This window comes from Cohnella lupini (assembly GCF_003386205.1).
Lineage (GTDB): Bacteria > Bacillota > Bacilli > Paenibacillales > Paenibacillaceae > Cohnella > Cohnella lupini.
Map to the genome: position 1 here is coordinate 157,831 of NZ_QRDY01000010.1, position 16,566 is coordinate 174,396.

Sequence of the window (16,566 nt, forward strand, 5' to 3'; positions counted from 1 at the left end):
TTTCTACTATGCCAGCGAATCCACACGTGCCATGACGGCTTGTACGAGCTGCTTCAAGGAAGCCGTTGCCTCATCCAAACCCGTGCCGCGTACCGCAAAATAAACCTTGATCTTCGGCTCGGTTCCCGACGGCCGCAAGCAGAACCAAGAACCGTCCGCAAGCATGAACTTCAGGACGTTCTCCGCCGGCAATCCATCCAGCCCCTGCGCGTAATCGAGCGACCGGGATACCGCGACGTTAGCGATTTCCTTAGGCGGGTTTGTCCGCCAATCGTTCATGATCGAACCGATTTGCTCGACTCCGTCCTTGCCTTTAAGTGTTCGAGACTCCAGCTTTTCCAAATAAGTACCGTGTTTAGCATACAATTCGAGCAGCACTTCGTAGAGAGTTTTGCCTTGCGATTTGTAGTAGGCGGCCGCCTCGCAGATCAGGAGGCTAGCGACGACCGCGTCCTTATCCCTGGCGTATGTACCCGTCAAATATCCGTAGCTCTCCTCGTATCCGAACAAGAACTCGTGCGAGCCGCTGGCTTCGAATTTGGTCATCAGCTCGCCGATATATTTGAAGCCCGTCAGCGTGCTGAAAACCTCGCAACCGAACGAAGAAGCGATATCCGCCCCCATCTCGCTCGTTACGATCGTCTTGATGACGGCTCCGTTAGAAGGTAGTTTACCCTGAGTTTGCAAATTCGATAGCAAATAATGGACCATGAGCGCTCCGGACTGATTGCCCGTCAAGACGACGAATTCCCCTTTGTCGTTCTTCACGACAGCGCCCATCCGATCGCAATCCGGATCCGTTCCGACGATGATGTCGGCATCGGTTTCGTTTGCCAGCTTAATGGCTAGAGTGAAGGCTTCTTGCTCCTCCGGGTTGGGCGATTTGACAGTCGGGAACATTCCGTTCGGTTGCTCTTGCTCCCATACGACTCGCACGTTCGAGAATCCGGCTTGCTCGAGCACCCGCTGAATCGGAATGTTGCCTGCTCCGTGAAGCGGCGTGAATACGACGCCTAGAGCGGCGCCAGCTCCGTTCTTCAGCATTTCGGGCTGTACGGTCTGGGCAACTACAGTATCGATGAAGCGAGCGTCGTCGTCATCGTTCAACCAGCAAAGGAGTCCTTGCGCTTCCGCTTCGGCTTGAGTCAATCTTTTCACCTGGTCGAATGATTCTACGAGACGAATTTGATTGATGACCTGTTCGGCTTGATGAGGCACCAATTGTCCGCCGTCCGCCCCATAGACTTTATAACCGTTGTATTCCGGAGGATTATGGCTTGCGGTTACGACAATACCGCCAGTCGCCTTCAAATCCCGAACGGCAAAAGACAATTGCGGGGTAGGACGCAGCGAGCGGAACAAGTAAGTACGGATTCCGTTCGCCGCAAGCACGCATGCCGCTTCAAGAGAGTAAACGTCGGAGTTGCTACGGGAATCATGAGCGATCACGACCGAAGGCGAAGAAGACTCGCCGAGCAGGAAATTCGCGAAGCCTTGCGTCGCCTTGCCGATGACGTAACGGTTCATTCGATTCGTACCCGCGCCCATGACGCCGCGAAGACCGCCTGTTCCGAATTCCAGGTCCCGATAGAATCGATCTTCGATTTCTCCTAGCTGTCCCTCGATTCCCCGTAATTCGTCTTTCGTTTGTACGTCAATGCTGGGATCGTTGAGCCAAGCCTCGTATAGATTTTGCGGATTCATAGCCATGGTTGATCTCTCCCTGTCTCTATGTTTTGTGCTTTATGCTTTAGACGGATCCGACAACGCAAACATAAGCTCGCCTTCGGCAACGACCGTGTCGCCGACTCGAGCCGTTCCGCGCCCTTTGCCGATAGGCCCTTTCAAACGCGTCACTTCGAGCTCCAGAATGAGCGTATCTCCCGGCTTCACTTGACCGCGGAACCTAAATTCGTCGATGCCCGCGAAGAAGCCCAGTTTGCCTCTGTTTTCTTCCAGTGCCAGCATGGCGACCGTTCCGACTTGAGCGAGAGCTTCAACGATCAGTACGCCGGGCATGACGGGATATCCCGGAAAATGTCCGACGAAAAAGGGTTCGTTCATCGTGACGTTCTTAAGCCCTACCGCCCGTTTTCCCGGTTCAAGCTCAAGTATTCGGTCTATAAGCAAGAAAGGGGGGCGGTGCGGAATCAGCTCCTGAATTTGTACGATGTCCAACATTATTAATTCCTCCATTGATAGGCAACGCATGTCGTTGCGATTTGGTACCGCGGCAGGTGCATAAGGCTTCAACCGGCGGCAAATAATACAATCACCCCCGATGCGAGCTGCAGTCGCTAAGGTTGATATAAGAGAGCTAACCGCCGCCCGCCGACTCTAGCCGGCGGCGGGCTCTTTTGTGGATACGCCTTGAATTGCGCGATATCTTTAGGATGCCCGGTTCAAACTTTTGAATTTCATGAAATATATAACCGAAGCAACGAAAGATAAAGCAATCCCGATCCATAACACGGTTACTCCGCCCGGCTGATCGAGAAATAGCAACGTTATCGCAACATAGTAAATAACCGTAGTCGCTTTTCCCAATAGGTTGGCCGGTACGGTTTTTAAACCTCTGAAGTGATAGATAGCCGACGCTATAATCATGACCGTCTCCCTGAAAGCCATTACGATGAATGCCAATAACGGGAGGGCGCTCTTGATCAGCAAAGCCAAAATAACGGATAACATCATCAGTTTGTCCGCTAGGGGATCGAGCATACTGCCGGTGACTGTCACCTGTCCGCTCCGACGGGCGATGAATCCGTCCAGAAAATCCGTAATTCCCGCAACAAGCAAAGTGCACAACGCGGCGATCGGTTTATCGTTTAAATACAAAACCAAAAACAGGGGGATTAACACGAATCGGGACGAGGTCAACATATTGGGTACGTTCATTCCCGGTCATCCCCCATTTCTCTAAAGTTCCCCATTATTATACCGCTCACCCCTACAAATGAAAACTCCCCGAGCGCGGAAGCCGGGGAGTTGCCGTCCCGGTTGCAAGGCGCAGGCCAGGCATCAGCCGCCCTCCGCGAACACGAGATCATACATATGCTTCCATGTGTTGAAATCGAACACGTCGGACAGCGGCTTGTCCCCGAGTACGACATATCCGATCGCCAAACCAACGATTAGCGCCGCCACGCACAATACAGGGATAATCAACAATTTAATGCTCATCCAAACGACTCGCGCGATCATTCTTCCGGAGGAGGAACGCTTGCCGGGTTCGTTCGAACGGGTGGTAGCTGTCATGAAGAATTCGTCTCCTTCATCGCGCAGCGCGGAGAATCATGGACTGACCGCTCCGCCGTCGCTTATCAACCGCGTAGGTTATTCGCCATTCCCATCATTTGCTCGCTTGAGGAAAGAGCCCTTGAGCTTAGTTGATACGCGCGTTGCACGATCATCAAATCGGTCATTTCGTCGGTCATATTCACGTTGGATTGCTCCACGTAACCTTGCCGAACGGCTATTCCGGTCTCTCCGTTAGGAAGAGGGGCAATCTCTCGAACGACGTCCTCCGGGTTAATGTCCGCGGGAATTCCGAACAAATTGTCCGCCAACGCTTGTAAGAACACGGGATTGGTTACTTCCACCAATTTCAGTTTACCCAGGTTGATCGAGTCGGTTCCCGCGCTATCGACGGCCGTCATCGTTCCATCCGTAGCTATCGTGAGGTTATATCCTTCGGGAACTCGGATGAAATCATCGCCCGCTCCCGTATCTCCCACGACTTGCTGGCCCGAATTAGTAACCAAGATGCGGTCTCCGTTCGCGTCGGGCATCAATTGAAAGGGGCCGTGACGGGTAAACGCCCTGGCTCCGTTAATGTCTCCGTCGGTGCGTACCTCGAACAGTGCGTTGCCTTCAATCGCAACGTCCGTCATATTGTCCGTCCGTTGCAGAACTCCTTGGGACATGTCCGTTTGCAAGGAGGTCATTCTCGCGCCCCATCCTTGCGTGAAACCGAGCGGAGTCCGTCTCCCGGGCTGATTAAAATCCTCCACGTGAGGGTTAAGACTAGTCATGATATCTTCAAACACTGCGGTTTTCCGTTTATAACCGACGGTATTGGAATTGGCGACATTATCGGCAAGCATGTCCAGCTTTTGTTGAAGGGCGCCCATGGAGACGGACGCAGTGATCATGGAGTTATTCACTTAGGCATTCCTCCTAATAAGGATGTTCAATAAGTCAACTTTTGATCACGGAGTGATACGGGAAGCTGAATCGACATCGAATCTTGCATTCAGCCGGGCCTTCTGGTGCTCTCTCGTCCGATTATACCCGACCTACATCGTTAACGGTTTTCTGCAAACTGCTGTCGTAAGCCTGAATCACTTTCTGATTCGCCTCGTAAGCGCGAAGCGCCGCCATCAAGTCTACCGATGCCTGGGCGGCATCCACATTGGAACGCTCCAGATATCCTTGCCGGACATCAACCCGTTCTTCGGCTGCGATCTGTCTGATCCCGGCAGGTTCGCCCGCATAGCTGAACCGTCCGTCGCCTTGACGAATCAAGAGATTGGGATTGTCCACTCGCATGATACGAAGTTGAGGCGCACCGTCTAGCGGTAATCCGTCAACTGCGCTCAACAATCTGCCATCGCCCGAAACGGCGACTTGTTCCCACGAAACGTTCACGAAGATAGGTTGTCCATCGGTGCCGACGACCTGAAGCCCGTCCGAAGTGAGCAACATCCCGTCCGGCGCCGTCTTGAAGCTTCCGTCCCTCGTGTATTCTTCTTCTCCTTGGGCCGACAATACGGAGAAAAAGGCTTGAGGCTTGTAGCTGACTTCGCCGTCCTCGTTCACATATTTGCCGGATGCGTCGAACGGAGTTCCGTCGACCAGAATATCGGATACAAGAGCCATATCTTGGGAGCGATACGTTTGCTGCAGATCGCCTTGGCTCATTTGCATCAGGTTCTCTTCCGCGAATACGCCTAAGCTTAGCTTGCCTAAGCTGCCTTGCGGCGGATTGGCTCCGCCCATGACGGAGATCAGCATCTCGGGAAAAGTACGCGTAACCGCATTACTGCTCTTAAAACCCGGTGTATTGAGGTTGGCGATATTATTCGTAATCGTATCGTGACGTCGCTGTTGAGCTAACATCCCCGATGCGGCCGTGTACAGACCTCTTAACATGGTGCAGCCTCCTCATATACGCTAAATCCGTGACATTTATCCTAATCTGCGAGTCATTTTATCTAAATGGTCGAGCATGATGCCCGTTCCCTTAACCACGCAATGCATCGGATCTTCGGCGATGAGGACGGGTACCTTGATCTCGTCCGCCAAGAGCGCGTCGAGCCCGTCGAGCAACGCGCCGCCGCCGGTAAGAATAACTCCGCGGTCGATAATATCCGCGGACAATTCCGGCGGCGTGCGTTCCAATACCGATTTGGCGGATGCAACGATTGACATGACCGGCTCCCATAGGGCTTCGCGAACTTCGTCGGAGTGAATCGTGACCGTGAGCGGCAATCCCGTTACCATGTCGCGTCCGCGAATATCCATCTCTTCGCGGCGGCCGCCCATGTATACGGTTCCGATCTTGATCTTGATGTCTTCGCTCGTGCGTTCGCCGATCAACAGCTTATATTTATTCTTTATGTATCTCATGATCGCGGCGTCGAACTTGTCCCCCGCGACTTTAAGAGAAGAGGCGGTTACGACGTCGCCCATGGATAGAACGGCAACATCCGTCGTACCTCCGCCTATATCGACTACCATATTTCCGTACGGCTGGAATATATCCATTCCCGCGCCGATTGCCGCGGCCTTGGCTTCTTCCTCAAGGAAGACTTCTTTGGCGCCGCTTCTCTCGGCCGCTTCGCGGATCGCTTTTTGTTCCACTGACGTTATGTTCGTCGGAGCGCAGATCAGAATGCGCGGACGGCTGTACCAATTCCGGCCGCCTACTCGTTGAATGAATGCCTTAAGCATCATATCCGTTACTTCGAAGTCGGCGATAACGCCGTCCCTGAGCGGACGAATCGCAATAATATTGCCAGGCGTCCGCCCCACCATCCGATGGGCTTCTTCCCCGACCGCAAGCACCTTGCGGGTATCGCTCTCAATAGCCACAACGGAGGGCTCGTCGAGCACGACTCCCTTGCCTTTAACGTGAATGGAAACGTTAGCCGTGCCCAAATCGATGCCGATGTCTTTGCTAAACATGCGTCTATTATCCCTCACCAAATATGATGTCTGATATCGTAATAGTATAATATTCGCTGCTTAAGCGGGAAATCCTTCTTTTCCCTTCGACATCATTCGCAAAATTATGCTTTTCCGACTGTCATAACTTCCCGTTTTTTGATTGTCGTCTTCTTATACTTGATTTTGGTCGCTTCCCCCCCTCTTAGGTGCCGGATAGACTTGTGATACTCAAGAATGTGCTTTACCTGGTCGGCCAAATCCGGATTGATCTCCGGCAACCGTTCAGTTAGGTCTTTATGCACCGTACTTTTGGAGACGCCGAATTCTTTGGCTATCGTACGCACCGTATTGCGCGTCTCCACAATGCTTCGGCCAATCTTGATCGTGCGTTCCTTGATGTAATCGTGCACGCTCCCGCCTCCCTGCTGAAATAGATTGGTACAGTATATGAGGGGCGCGGTCACTTATTCTAGGTTGCCAAGCCTGACAAGCTAGGAAAGTCCCTTTTATGACCTAATTTATAGTTCCAACTGCCTTCCGGGTGCATCTTTAGCCCTAATAAAAAAGACGGAAGGGGATTTCCCTTCCGTCTTTAGGACATGTCTGCCCTGCTATTTGTCGGCTTTACCGACGATTACGATATTCGTATGCCGCTGCAAATCCAGTAAATACGGAACGATCGCGACGCTGTCGTCCGCTTCCCGCAGTACTTGCACGATCGGGCGCTGAAGCGGTCGGCTCGCCGTTTCCATGACGGAAGCCGTCTGTCCGTTGCTTAACTTAACCAGCGTCGAAACCGGATAGATGACGACAAGATTCAAGAAAGACTTGATAAGATCCCATTCGAAATCGTAATTGCCCGAGGCGAATAAATATTCGATCGCTTCGGACGGACCGTACGCGTTCCGATGGTGGCGAGGGGATCCCAATGCGTTGTACACATCGGAAAGCCCGACGATCTGCGCGAATTCCGGGATGTTCGCGTTCGTCACGCCCATCGGATAACCCGAACCGCTATAACGCTCATGATGAAGCAAGGCGCATTGAGCGGAAGCGAGCGGGATCTCCTTCATCCCTTTCAGTACCCGATATCCTTCGTTCGTATGCTGGCGCAAGACGGTCAGCTCGTTCTCTTTCAGCTCGCGGTTAACCTTGGTGAAGTCCGTCGGCAAGCGGGTCATTCCGATATCGCAGAACATAGCCCCGACCGACAGCTCATACAGCTTCGCGCTATCGAACTTTTGCGCCGTTCCGATTACGCTCGAGCATAAGGTAACGTTGAGCGCGTGTTCGAACAACATCCGATCCGTGAGCATCAGAACTCCGAGCTCTTCGGCCAAAGCCGGCTGCGACGTGATTTCCAGCAGAATATCGCGGAACCGTTCGCGAAAGTTTCCTTCCGGGAACGGAAGCGCGATTCTCTCCAGCATCAGGCTTCTGTCCGCGAATTCGGCGACGAGCTTAACCGCTTCCCGACGGGCATACTCGTCGTTTTTCAATTTATCGATATCCGGGCGAATCCAAGTGTTCTCTTCCGAAGACCGCCCCTTCAATACTCGCTCTGAGCCTGCGGTTGCAGAGGGAACCGTCAAATGGACGAATTTGATCTTGAGCGCCCGCAATCTATGAATATATTGCTCTGTTAGTTTCGTTCCTGCCTCTAGCATCACGATGCCGTTATTTCCTTGCACCGGCCTGGCGAGCACGTCTCCGATCTCTAATTCCGATATTCCAACAATCCTCATCGTTCTCTACCTTTCCACGGAATCTGATGAGCTACTACCGATGGTAAGAATTATGACATATGAATATAGTGCTTGTCGAGAATGCGCGGCAAAAGAAATAGGGCGATTCTATCGCGGTATCCGCAATAGAATCGCCCTATATTTTCTCAAGTCTCTTACTTAGCTGTTTTAATCAAAGTACTCGGATTAACGGACAGCCCGTTGTTGCGTACTTCGAAGTGCACGTGAACGCCTTCTTGAGGTTCTACGGAGCTTTGGCCTGCCGAAGCGATCAAGTCTCCTTGCTCTACTTCGTCTCCCACTTGAACCTTCAGATCCGTCAAGCTTTGGTAGACGGTGACCAAACCGTTCGAATGCTCGATTTGAACCTCGTAACCGTTGGTCGGAGTTTGCCCCGCAACCGTTACTTTACCGCTTAGAGCCGCCAATACTTCGAACGATGCCGCGTCTTTGCGCGCCAAGTCCGTTGCCATGTGCGCCGTGAACGTGTCGTTGAATTCGACCATTGCAGCTTCGCGTTCTTCAGCCGGCGCCGTTGCGTCATAGAACGGAACGAGCGTCGTCATGTCTTCGATCTTCTCGACCGGCCAACGAAGGATTTCTCCGTTAACTCCAACCGCCGCGGCTTCAGGGTCCATATTCCCTTGTTCCGTGGCTTTGCTTTCTGTTCCTGTCGTAACGGTTGTTTGCGGATCTTTCGGATCCGTCCCCGAATTAAGCCAGAGAATCGTTACGATAATTGCTGCCGCGGCCATGTAAGCTGCAGGGAATACCCAGCGCTTGGAAAGGAATTTTTTCCATCCGGTAGGCCTGACAGCGGGAGACATTCCCGCAACCGTCTTGTGAGACTCTTCGATTTTTCTTGGTGTTTTGTTGTTTCCATCATTCATTATTATCATCACCTCAGTAAGCCATTCTTACCAGGTGACGGGGTTTTATACCTGTTTAGTCTGAAAGATTACAATTTTTATAGCGACACTCTACTTAAAGTCGATTTTCCGAGCGATCCGCAAGCTTTGAAACTTCCTCGATGCGAGTACCCGAATAGTAGTATGCAACGATTTGACTGGCCGTTTTGCCCGCCTTCGCCATTCCTTCCGCGCCCCACTGGCTCATGCCTACTCCGTGTCCGCTGCCATAGGTGACGAGCTTTATCTTATCGCCGCTAATCTTCCAATCGAACGATGCGGAACGTAGTCCCAGCTTATCTCGCACCTGCTCACCCGTGAATGTCTTACCGCCGGCTATCATTCGCTCGACCCGATGGCCGTCCGTCCACTCTATGACGCGCAACTGCTTGTTCGGTGTCAGAGTCTTGCCGATAGTCCGGAACTCCACTCCCAGCTTGTCGTAGAAATCGGTTAAGCTCATTTCTATCGTTTCCTTTGCCCTGGGAGAGTATTCCTTGTCCCAAGGACTGGGCACAGAGCGCAGGTAGGGAACTTTAGCCGGAAACACATTTTCGGAATTTTCGGTATAGCCGTTGCTCGTGGAGAAAAACAAAGCTTCGATCGGCTCTCCGCCGTAGACGATAATCTCTCCTACCGTCCCGTTCACGGCCGACTCTATCTTCTTCCAGCCGCTTTCGTCTTCTAGTCGAAGTTTTTGCATGTCCGCAATCGATCGGTATACTTGATGCTCCTGCGTATCCGTTACATCCGCGTTTGTAACCGTCATACCGGAATGGTCATTTAGCCACAGCCTTCGTACGATATAGGTACGAGCGGCCAACGCTTGGGCTTCCATAGCCTCCGTTTCGAAATCTAGCGGCATTTCCGCGGCTATCACCCCTTTGACGTAGGCTTCAAGAGGTACGCTCTCTACGGTATTGCTCTTCGTTAAAAACACTTTTATCATGGGCTGCTTATATCGCTCGCCATTCGTTTCCGATTTCCCCGTTGATCTGTTCCCTATCGCCGAACTCTCTCTTTCTCCGGAATGAACGTTTGATTTATCGGCTTCCACGGACTGTCGGCCATCCAGCTCGCCTTCTGCCCGCGTCTCTGATTGAGTAATAGATACGTAGTTCAGGGAATCCTCACCGATGCTAGTTCCCGCGCCTGCTTGATGTAACGATAGCCACGCCGCAGCCGATAATAGAACGCCGACGACGAAAGCCGCCCCGATATGAATCCCAAATGGACGTCGCACGGCCCACCTCCTCCGGTTGAATATCGGCCACGGAATCATGCTCGATAGAGCGAGGTAAACCGATGCTTTCAAAATATGCGAGAGTCGGAAAAGGTAGAACGCGCATCTTCCAATAAGAACATATGTTTGCTATAATGACTTTAAAATAGAAATGCAAGAAAAACGGCTTTGCCGCCCGTCACTTCGAGTTATAAAGCGTGTGCTCTGCGGAACGATTTGATCAAAAGTTAGCTATCAAAGGTGAACTCAAGGCAAGTAGAATGGTAATCATCGTTATTGGAGCTATTGAGTGCTTTTGCAGTCGAAGTAGCATTAAGAACATCGCTATTGATCGTATTTATTAAAAAAATAGAACAATCGGAGACCTATAGGAATAAAAAACATCTTTATCTACCTTAATTCTTAAATTCGTTTCAAAAATAGATTGAAATACATCGTATTGAAATGGATACCTCTCTTATGTTTGTCTCACTCTATCGGATAAGTATACGGAGCCCCTCATTTTTTTACTTTCCGACAGCAAAAAAAATCCCCAGCCCGAAGGCGAGGGACGTTAACGTTCATGAATGTCTAAGTATAAGAACTTGTTTCGCGATTACGCAAGCGTCGGTTGAATATTGCGAATGATGACTTCCGAGGTTGCCGCCGCGCGCTGTTCCATCTGTTGAAGAAGGACTTTCGGCTGAAGCGAAGCTTGCTCGGACTCCTCGAGGATATCTTCCGGAGACGGCGCGCGATAGATATCCGCGCCAAGCGCCGCCAATTTGTCCACGATATTCATGTATCCGCGTTCGATGTGATGAATACCGCCGACCTCGGTGTTGCCGTCCGCGATCAAAGCCGCGCATATAAGAGCCGCGCCAGCCCTTAGATCGGTAGCGCATACGCTGGCTCCCGACAGCTTGGTGCCGCCCGTTACGATCGCCGTGCGACCGTCCACCTTGATCTCCGCACCCATCTTAACCAACTCATCCACGTGCATGAACCGATTCTCGAATACGGTTTCCGTCACGATGCTGGTTCCGTCCGCGACAAGCAGCAGGGTCATCATCTGCGCTTGCATATCCGTCGGGAAACCCGGATAAGGCAATGTCTTAACGTCTACAGCGCGAAGCGGATTCAAAGCCTTGACCCGAATGCCGTTCTCGTCGCAATCGACGACAACGCCCATCTCCTCCAGCTTGGCGACGATCGGACCGAGATGGTCTCGAATCGCTCCCTCGACGTATACGTCACCGCCGGTAATGGCAGCCGCAATCATATAAGTACCCGCTTCGACACGATCGGGAATGACATGATGTTCCGTGCCGCGCAGCTTCTCTACGCCTTCGATTCGAATAACGCCAGTACCCGCACCGCGTACTTTAGCACCCATAGCGTTCAAGAAATTAGCTAAATCGACGATTTCAGGCTCTTTGGCCGCGTTCTCGATAACGGTAGTTCCGATTGCGGTCGTAGCCGCCATCATTATGTTCTCGGTAGCGCCTACGCTGGCAATGTCCAGATAAATTCTCGCGCCGCGCAATTTGCCGTTTACGCTGGCCTCAATGGAGCCTTGACCGAATCCGATCTCCGCGCCCATTGCCTCGAACCCTTTTAAATGCTGATCGATGGGACGCGTTCCAATGGCGCAACCGCCAGGCAACGAAATGACGACTTTGCCTAAACGAGCCAATAACGGTCCCATAACCAAGAACGAAGCCCGCATTTTTCTTACCAGCTCATACGGCGCTTCGCATGAGGACAGCGATTCGGCATGTAACCGGACCAATCCGTCGCCTTGCTGCGCGTCTACTCCCAAAGCCTCAAGTACTTGCAGGATGTTCTTAACATCGTCCAGGGCGGGAACGTCATGAATGACGCTGGATCCTTCTTCCGCTAATAAAGCGGCGGCCAGGATCGGAAGGACGGAATTTTTAGCGCCGTGCACGCGGACTGTTCCCGATAGGGTACGTCCGCCGCGGACGATGATTTTGCTCATGGGTGGTTCCCTCCGCGCATTATAGATTCATTCCGGAGTCGCAGGTGTACTACCCGCCCCCCGAAAAACCCAAATTTTATCATACCACTTCGCTCTTGATTGGCACAAGCGGCATTTTCTGGGGATATTCCCCTTTTTCCGACTTTATTCGACCTCTATACGATCTCAATCGATGTATGGAGTATTATTACCCATTCCGATCGTTCCGTCACATCGTTTTCGAAAAAAAATCATCCCGTGCGGAAGAGCCATTTTAACGTCCCGACCCAGGACCAATAATCGAGCACGAATCGGGCGACTAAATACCCCAGGGCAACAGCCACAAGCAACTGTAGTACTCTGGACCGCGGACTTCGCGGATTGCGCACGAACCTATCGAAATTCAATTCCTGCAGAACGATCCATGCCACGACTACGCACCCCAACGTGACGAATAGCGAGAACAATCCATTCCAGCCAGCCATGGCGAACAATTCGTTCTCGTCTCCCACTTGCCTATCTCCCCTCCCCGTTCAAGAAACTTTTCGCTCAAGAGGTAAACTTAACTCTCAGCCCGTATGTCTCGCTTTGATTGGAACGGTCCGACGTTATTTTCAGGTAATAAGTGCCTGGCGGCAATGATTTCTCCCCGAGCAAAGTCCTCTGCCCGTTGCCGTTGCTCCATTTCCCTAGGCTTTGCAGTTTCCTATTTCGCAATTCAACTTGAATGGCCATCGTATTCGGGATGTGACCTACGGACAATTTAACGAGTTGTTTATCGGATATCGTAAATCTGTACCAGTCTTGATCTTTGTTCGAATTCATTAACCCACTGTAAACTTTATCGGGCGAAAGCGGCGTAGACGTTAGCGCGTTTTCGTTAGGCTCATAAAAATCTTCTTTCCGGGTAATATATTCCAAAGAGGCGGTATACGTCCCGATTACCGGTTCGGGATTGGTCGATACCGCATTGGCTATGCGAAAATAATATTTGCCGGCTTTGGCGTTGTTCAGGCTCCACTGCTCGTTGCCGCCGTCGGCACGTTCGTCCACGATAATTTCCTCGCCTCCGGCAGGCTGAATTCGCACTTCGGGATCGATTCTGGTCGTATCGGTCGTTACCGACAATCTCAGAATTCCCGGCTTAGGCAATGTCACCACCGTCCAATCCGAGTCTCCCCGATCGTGAAAATTTCCAACCCACTCCTGATCCCTAGCGGGTAACGTATAAGCGGCAGCCGCACTATTGTTAGGCTCGCGAGCGTCCGGACTAATCGTAAACCGAGAAACCAACCTGTACCCGTCCGAAGTCGATCCGGAGTTGGTCGGTTTATTCGCTTGTAGCCAGTAACGACCTTTGCTTAACTGCCATTGTTTATTCATTCCCGAAGAAGGCTGCTCGGTAATCGCTAGCGGATTCAGTATACCGGAGTCTCCATATAGGGAAAGCTTCGATTCTTCGCCCGTAACGCTAAATACCCCGTCATAGGGTATTTCGAATGTAAACCAGTCGGAATCGGATGCGCTCCGCCAGGTTCCCGCCACTTCCTTGCCCAACGGAAATTCGCTCGCGTTCGTTCTCGTATCATTGGGCTCGCGCCAATCGATAATCGAATCCGCTTCAACCGCCTGCACGGCCGATACCAGCCCATACCCCATTCGATCGTTCCACTTTTGATTTCCGTCGAGCCGAGCGGTACGTCTCAAAGTTTCGCGAAGGCGCACGGGCTTCCAGTCGGGATGAACGGCTTTGAGCATCGCTGCGATTGCCGCAACCTGCGGAGCCCCCATGGAGGTTCCCTCCATCTCGATCGTTCCACTGCCACCAATAGCCAACGTCTGGACACTCCATGAAGCGCTGACGTCATTCTCCGGTCCCGTGGTTGATTGGAAAATCGGATCAACTCCGTCGGAGCCCGCTACCGCCACGACCGTCGGATAAGCCGCCGGATATTGCACGGCTGCCTTTTCTCCGAATAATGCCGCGTCATTGCCGCTCGCGGCTATAAGGAGCACTCCTTTGCCTTCGGCATATGCGACGGCTTCCCGCAACCCCGAAGCGTCTCTCCTCAAACCAAGCGATAAGACGATGATATCCGCGCCCTGATCCACGGCATATCGGATTCCTTGCGTCAGCTTCTCCTCATTGCCGGAGCCGAATTGATCTAGCGCTTTCACCGGTAACAGCTTCGCTTTCCAACGCCCTAGCCCCGGCGAGGATTCTCCGGCCTTCGCGACGGCGGCTATAATTCCCGCGACCGCGGTTCCATGTCCGTTGTCGTCCTGCGCCGGCTTCTTTTCGTTGATCAAATTCTTTCCCTCGAGCAAATAAGGCTTTAACTCGGGATGATTGATATCTACCCCCGTATCAACGATTGCAATGGTTGATGTGACATCGGCGTCCAAGGATGCCCATGCATCCGGTATTCCGATCATTCGCATGAACGCAGGAACGGGAGACGTTAAGCTGGGTGCCAAGCCAGTAGGCTGACTCTCGATCGCTTGAGCATACACTGCGGTCTTCACTTCGTTAGATGCATAAAAGGATCCGAAGTGATTAGACGGATGAGCGATTATAGGTGCGGACACCGTAGTCAGACAGGCAAACGCCGTTAGGATGACAATAGATGCTCGCAAACTTCGGAAACCCGGTTTGCGCGAGATTGGGCTTACTTTTGAATAATTAAGCACATAATCACGCCTTTTTCCGCAATATCAGATGTATGACTAGTTAAATTCTTTATACTCATCTGATAGCTCTATACATACGATTTACCTCCGTACAAGGACGGCGAAGCTATTTTACATGGTACTTATGTATGTATACTTTCGGTTTTCGACAGCATTTCCCTTCTTTCATCGGTAAAATCAGGTCTTTGGTCGCAATCCGTCGAAACTAGTCACTCTTACTCGGCATACTCCAAAACATACGGAAAGGGCAGCCTCAACCGCTAATCTGAGGGCTGCCCTTTCTAAATAATAATGGCTTTAACCTTGCAAGAACAACAAATCCGTCGGAATCGCGAAAATTTCCTTAATTCCCTCCAAGATCGGGACGGGGAAAAAGCCAAGCCCCAACGTTGCGATCGCGCATACCCATATCGTCACCGCGGCCGGTAACGTCAGTCGCAAGCTTGAATCTGTAGATCCGCTTCTCATGTACATCTGACGGATTAGCGAGAAGTATACGGCATAGGATACAACCGTCGTCGCGAGCAGGATTGCGCCCAACCAATAGACTTGGGACTGTATCGTTCCGAACAGGATAAACAGCTTTCCGAAGAATCCTCCGGTAACCGGGAGACCTGCCAACGAGCACAGCAGGATCGTCATCGCCACGGCCGTCCATGGAGCCCTGTGGTATAGACCGGCGAAGCCGGAGAGCGTTTCATTGCCCGCGTCTTTCGATACCATCGTAAGCACCGAGAAAGCTCCAATATTCATAAAGGCGTAAGCTATTAGGAAAAATAAAAACTCGGCGAACATGGAAGCATGCACTTGAGTTAAATTCAGCGTTAGCGGCGTTAGCAGAATACCCGCGTTCGCAACTCCCGACAAAGCCAACAGCCTTTTCACGTTGCGCTGTCTTAATGCTCCTGCGGTACCTACGATCATAGCCGCCGCGGCCAGGACGGATAATCCTAAGACGACGTCTTTGGAGATCAAGCTATCGGTACCCGGAATCAGGAATGCCGTATTTATCATGATGCGATACAGCATGGCGAACGCGGCGCCTTTGGCGACGACCGCCAAAAATGCCGTAACCGGAGCCGGCGCTCCTTGGTACACGTCCGCAGCCCAAGCGTGAAACGGAGCCAAGGCCAGCTTGACGGCAAACCCCGCGATCATGAGGAAGAAGCTGATATATACTAGAGCTTCCGCGCTTTCCACGGCCGTTCCGAGTCGTTGCGCGATTTCCCCGACGTTCGTACTACCCGTCAGTCCGTACAGAAAGGACATTCCATACAGGATGAAAGCCGATGCGACTCCGCCCGAAACGACGTATTTGAACGCGGCTTCGCTGGACAGTCGGCTTCTCTTGCGAGTAGCCACCAGTATATACGAAGTGATGCTCAGCAATTCGAGTCCGACGAACAGAGTGATCAAATCTCCCGAAGAGGACATGACCATGGCCCCGAGAACGGCGGGAAGAATAAGATAGTAGAGCTCGGCTTTGATCGGCACGTCTTCGTCCCGAACCGTTCCAAGGGAAAAGAAGACGATGAAAGCCGCCGATCCCAAAAATACCAGCTTCAATAAATTGCCGAAGTCGTCTATCCGATAGCTTCCAGCTAGCAGACTGTGCGTGCTCGGCGCGCTATCCGTATCGGTCAATCCGCCCAATGAAACCATTAGCGAGACCACGAACGCTGCGGCAACCAGTAATCCCGCTAGCGTTAACCAGCCGATGATATTGCGATTGACTCGCTTCGGAAGGATCAGATCCAATAACGCAAGCAGAATGGCGAACGCCGACAAAACGATTTCCGGGGCAAGGTACCACGCGTCGCTCCATGTTAAAGTCTGCACAGATACCAT

The 16,566-nt window shown here is 52.0% G+C and carries 15 protein-coding genes; all 15 read right to left on the reverse strand.

The features are described 5' to 3' along the window. Positions 1 to 6: 6 nt before the first annotated feature. Positions 7 to 1,710 carry a phospho-sugar mutase gene (locus DFP95_RS17515; protein WP_115993943.1) on the reverse strand — a complete coding sequence of 568 codons (1,704 nt, stop codon included), beginning with the start codon at positions 1,708 to 1,710 and terminating at the stop codon, positions 7 to 9. Between the two features lie 33 nt (positions 1,711 to 1,743). Then, complete coding sequence (gene fabZ / locus DFP95_RS17520; RefSeq protein ID WP_115993944.1) at positions 1,744 to 2,181, reverse strand: 3-hydroxyacyl-ACP dehydratase FabZ; 438 nt, start codon at positions 2,179 to 2,181, stop codon at positions 1,744 to 1,746. 207 nt (positions 2,182 to 2,388) lie between these two features. After that, positions 2,389 to 2,898 carry a CDP-alcohol phosphatidyltransferase family protein gene (locus tag DFP95_RS17525; protein WP_115993945.1) on the reverse strand — a complete coding sequence of 170 codons (510 nt, stop codon included), beginning with the start codon at positions 2,896 to 2,898 and terminating at the stop codon, positions 2,389 to 2,391. 123 nt (positions 2,899 to 3,021) lie between these two features. Next, complete coding sequence (locus DFP95_RS17530; protein ID WP_181907487.1) at positions 3,022 to 3,258, reverse strand: DNA-directed RNA polymerase subunit beta; 237 nt, start codon at positions 3,256 to 3,258, stop codon at positions 3,022 to 3,024. Positions 3,259 to 3,323: 65 nt separating this feature from the next. Next, entirely contained in the window at positions 3,324 to 4,166 is an 843-nt protein-coding gene (locus DFP95_RS17535; protein ID WP_115993946.1) for a flagellar hook-basal body protein, read from the reverse strand. A 121-nt stretch (positions 4,167 to 4,287) separates the two neighbouring features. Then, a complete protein-coding gene (locus tag DFP95_RS17540) occupies positions 4,288 to 5,154 on the reverse strand; it encodes a flagellar hook-basal body protein (protein ID WP_115993947.1) in 867 nt (288 codons plus the stop codon). A 36-nt stretch (positions 5,155 to 5,190) separates the two neighbouring features. Continuing rightward, positions 5,191 to 6,189 (reverse strand): rod shape-determining protein MreB, encoded by a 999-nt coding sequence (gene mreB / locus DFP95_RS17545; RefSeq protein ID WP_115993948.1) that lies wholly within the window; start codon positions 6,187 to 6,189, stop codon positions 5,191 to 5,193. Between the two features lie 104 nt (positions 6,190 to 6,293). Beyond that, entirely contained in the window at positions 6,294 to 6,581 is a 288-nt protein-coding gene (spoIIID, locus tag DFP95_RS17550) for a sporulation transcriptional regulator SpoIIID (RefSeq protein ID WP_115993949.1), read from the reverse strand. Positions 6,582 to 6,782: 201 nt separating this feature from the next. Next, a complete protein-coding gene (locus DFP95_RS17555; RefSeq protein ID WP_115993950.1) occupies positions 6,783 to 7,916 on the reverse strand; it encodes an HD-GYP domain-containing protein in 1,134 nt (377 codons plus the stop codon). Between the two features lie 155 nt (positions 7,917 to 8,071). Next, on the reverse strand, positions 8,072 to 8,806 hold the full coding sequence (locus tag DFP95_RS17560) for a M23 family metallopeptidase (protein ID WP_115993951.1): 735 nt from the start codon (positions 8,804 to 8,806) through the stop codon (positions 8,072 to 8,074). Positions 8,807 to 8,900: 94 nt separating this feature from the next. Continuing rightward, on the reverse strand, positions 8,901 to 10,067 hold the full coding sequence (spoIID, locus tag DFP95_RS17565) for a stage II sporulation protein D (protein WP_181907489.1): 1,167 nt from the start codon (positions 10,065 to 10,067) through the stop codon (positions 8,901 to 8,903). A gap of 595 nt (positions 10,068 to 10,662) precedes the next feature. Next, positions 10,663 to 12,048 carry a UDP-N-acetylglucosamine 1-carboxyvinyltransferase gene (gene murA, locus DFP95_RS17570; protein WP_115993953.1) on the reverse strand — a complete coding sequence of 462 codons (1,386 nt, stop codon included), beginning with the start codon at positions 12,046 to 12,048 and terminating at the stop codon, positions 10,663 to 10,665. A 230-nt stretch (positions 12,049 to 12,278) separates the two neighbouring features. Further along, positions 12,279 to 12,539 (reverse strand): DUF1146 family protein, encoded by a 261-nt coding sequence (locus DFP95_RS17575; protein WP_245987712.1) that lies wholly within the window; start codon positions 12,537 to 12,539, stop codon positions 12,279 to 12,281. Between the two features lie 37 nt (positions 12,540 to 12,576). Beyond that, positions 12,577 to 14,664, reverse strand: coding sequence for a S8 family serine peptidase (locus tag DFP95_RS17580; RefSeq protein ID WP_147304183.1), 2,088 nt, complete (start codon positions 14,662 to 14,664; stop codon positions 12,577 to 12,579). A gap of 351 nt (positions 14,665 to 15,015) precedes the next feature. Beyond that, positions 15,016 to 16,566, reverse strand: coding sequence for an NADH-quinone oxidoreductase subunit N (locus tag DFP95_RS17585; RefSeq protein WP_115993955.1), 1,551 nt, complete (start codon positions 16,564 to 16,566; stop codon positions 15,016 to 15,018).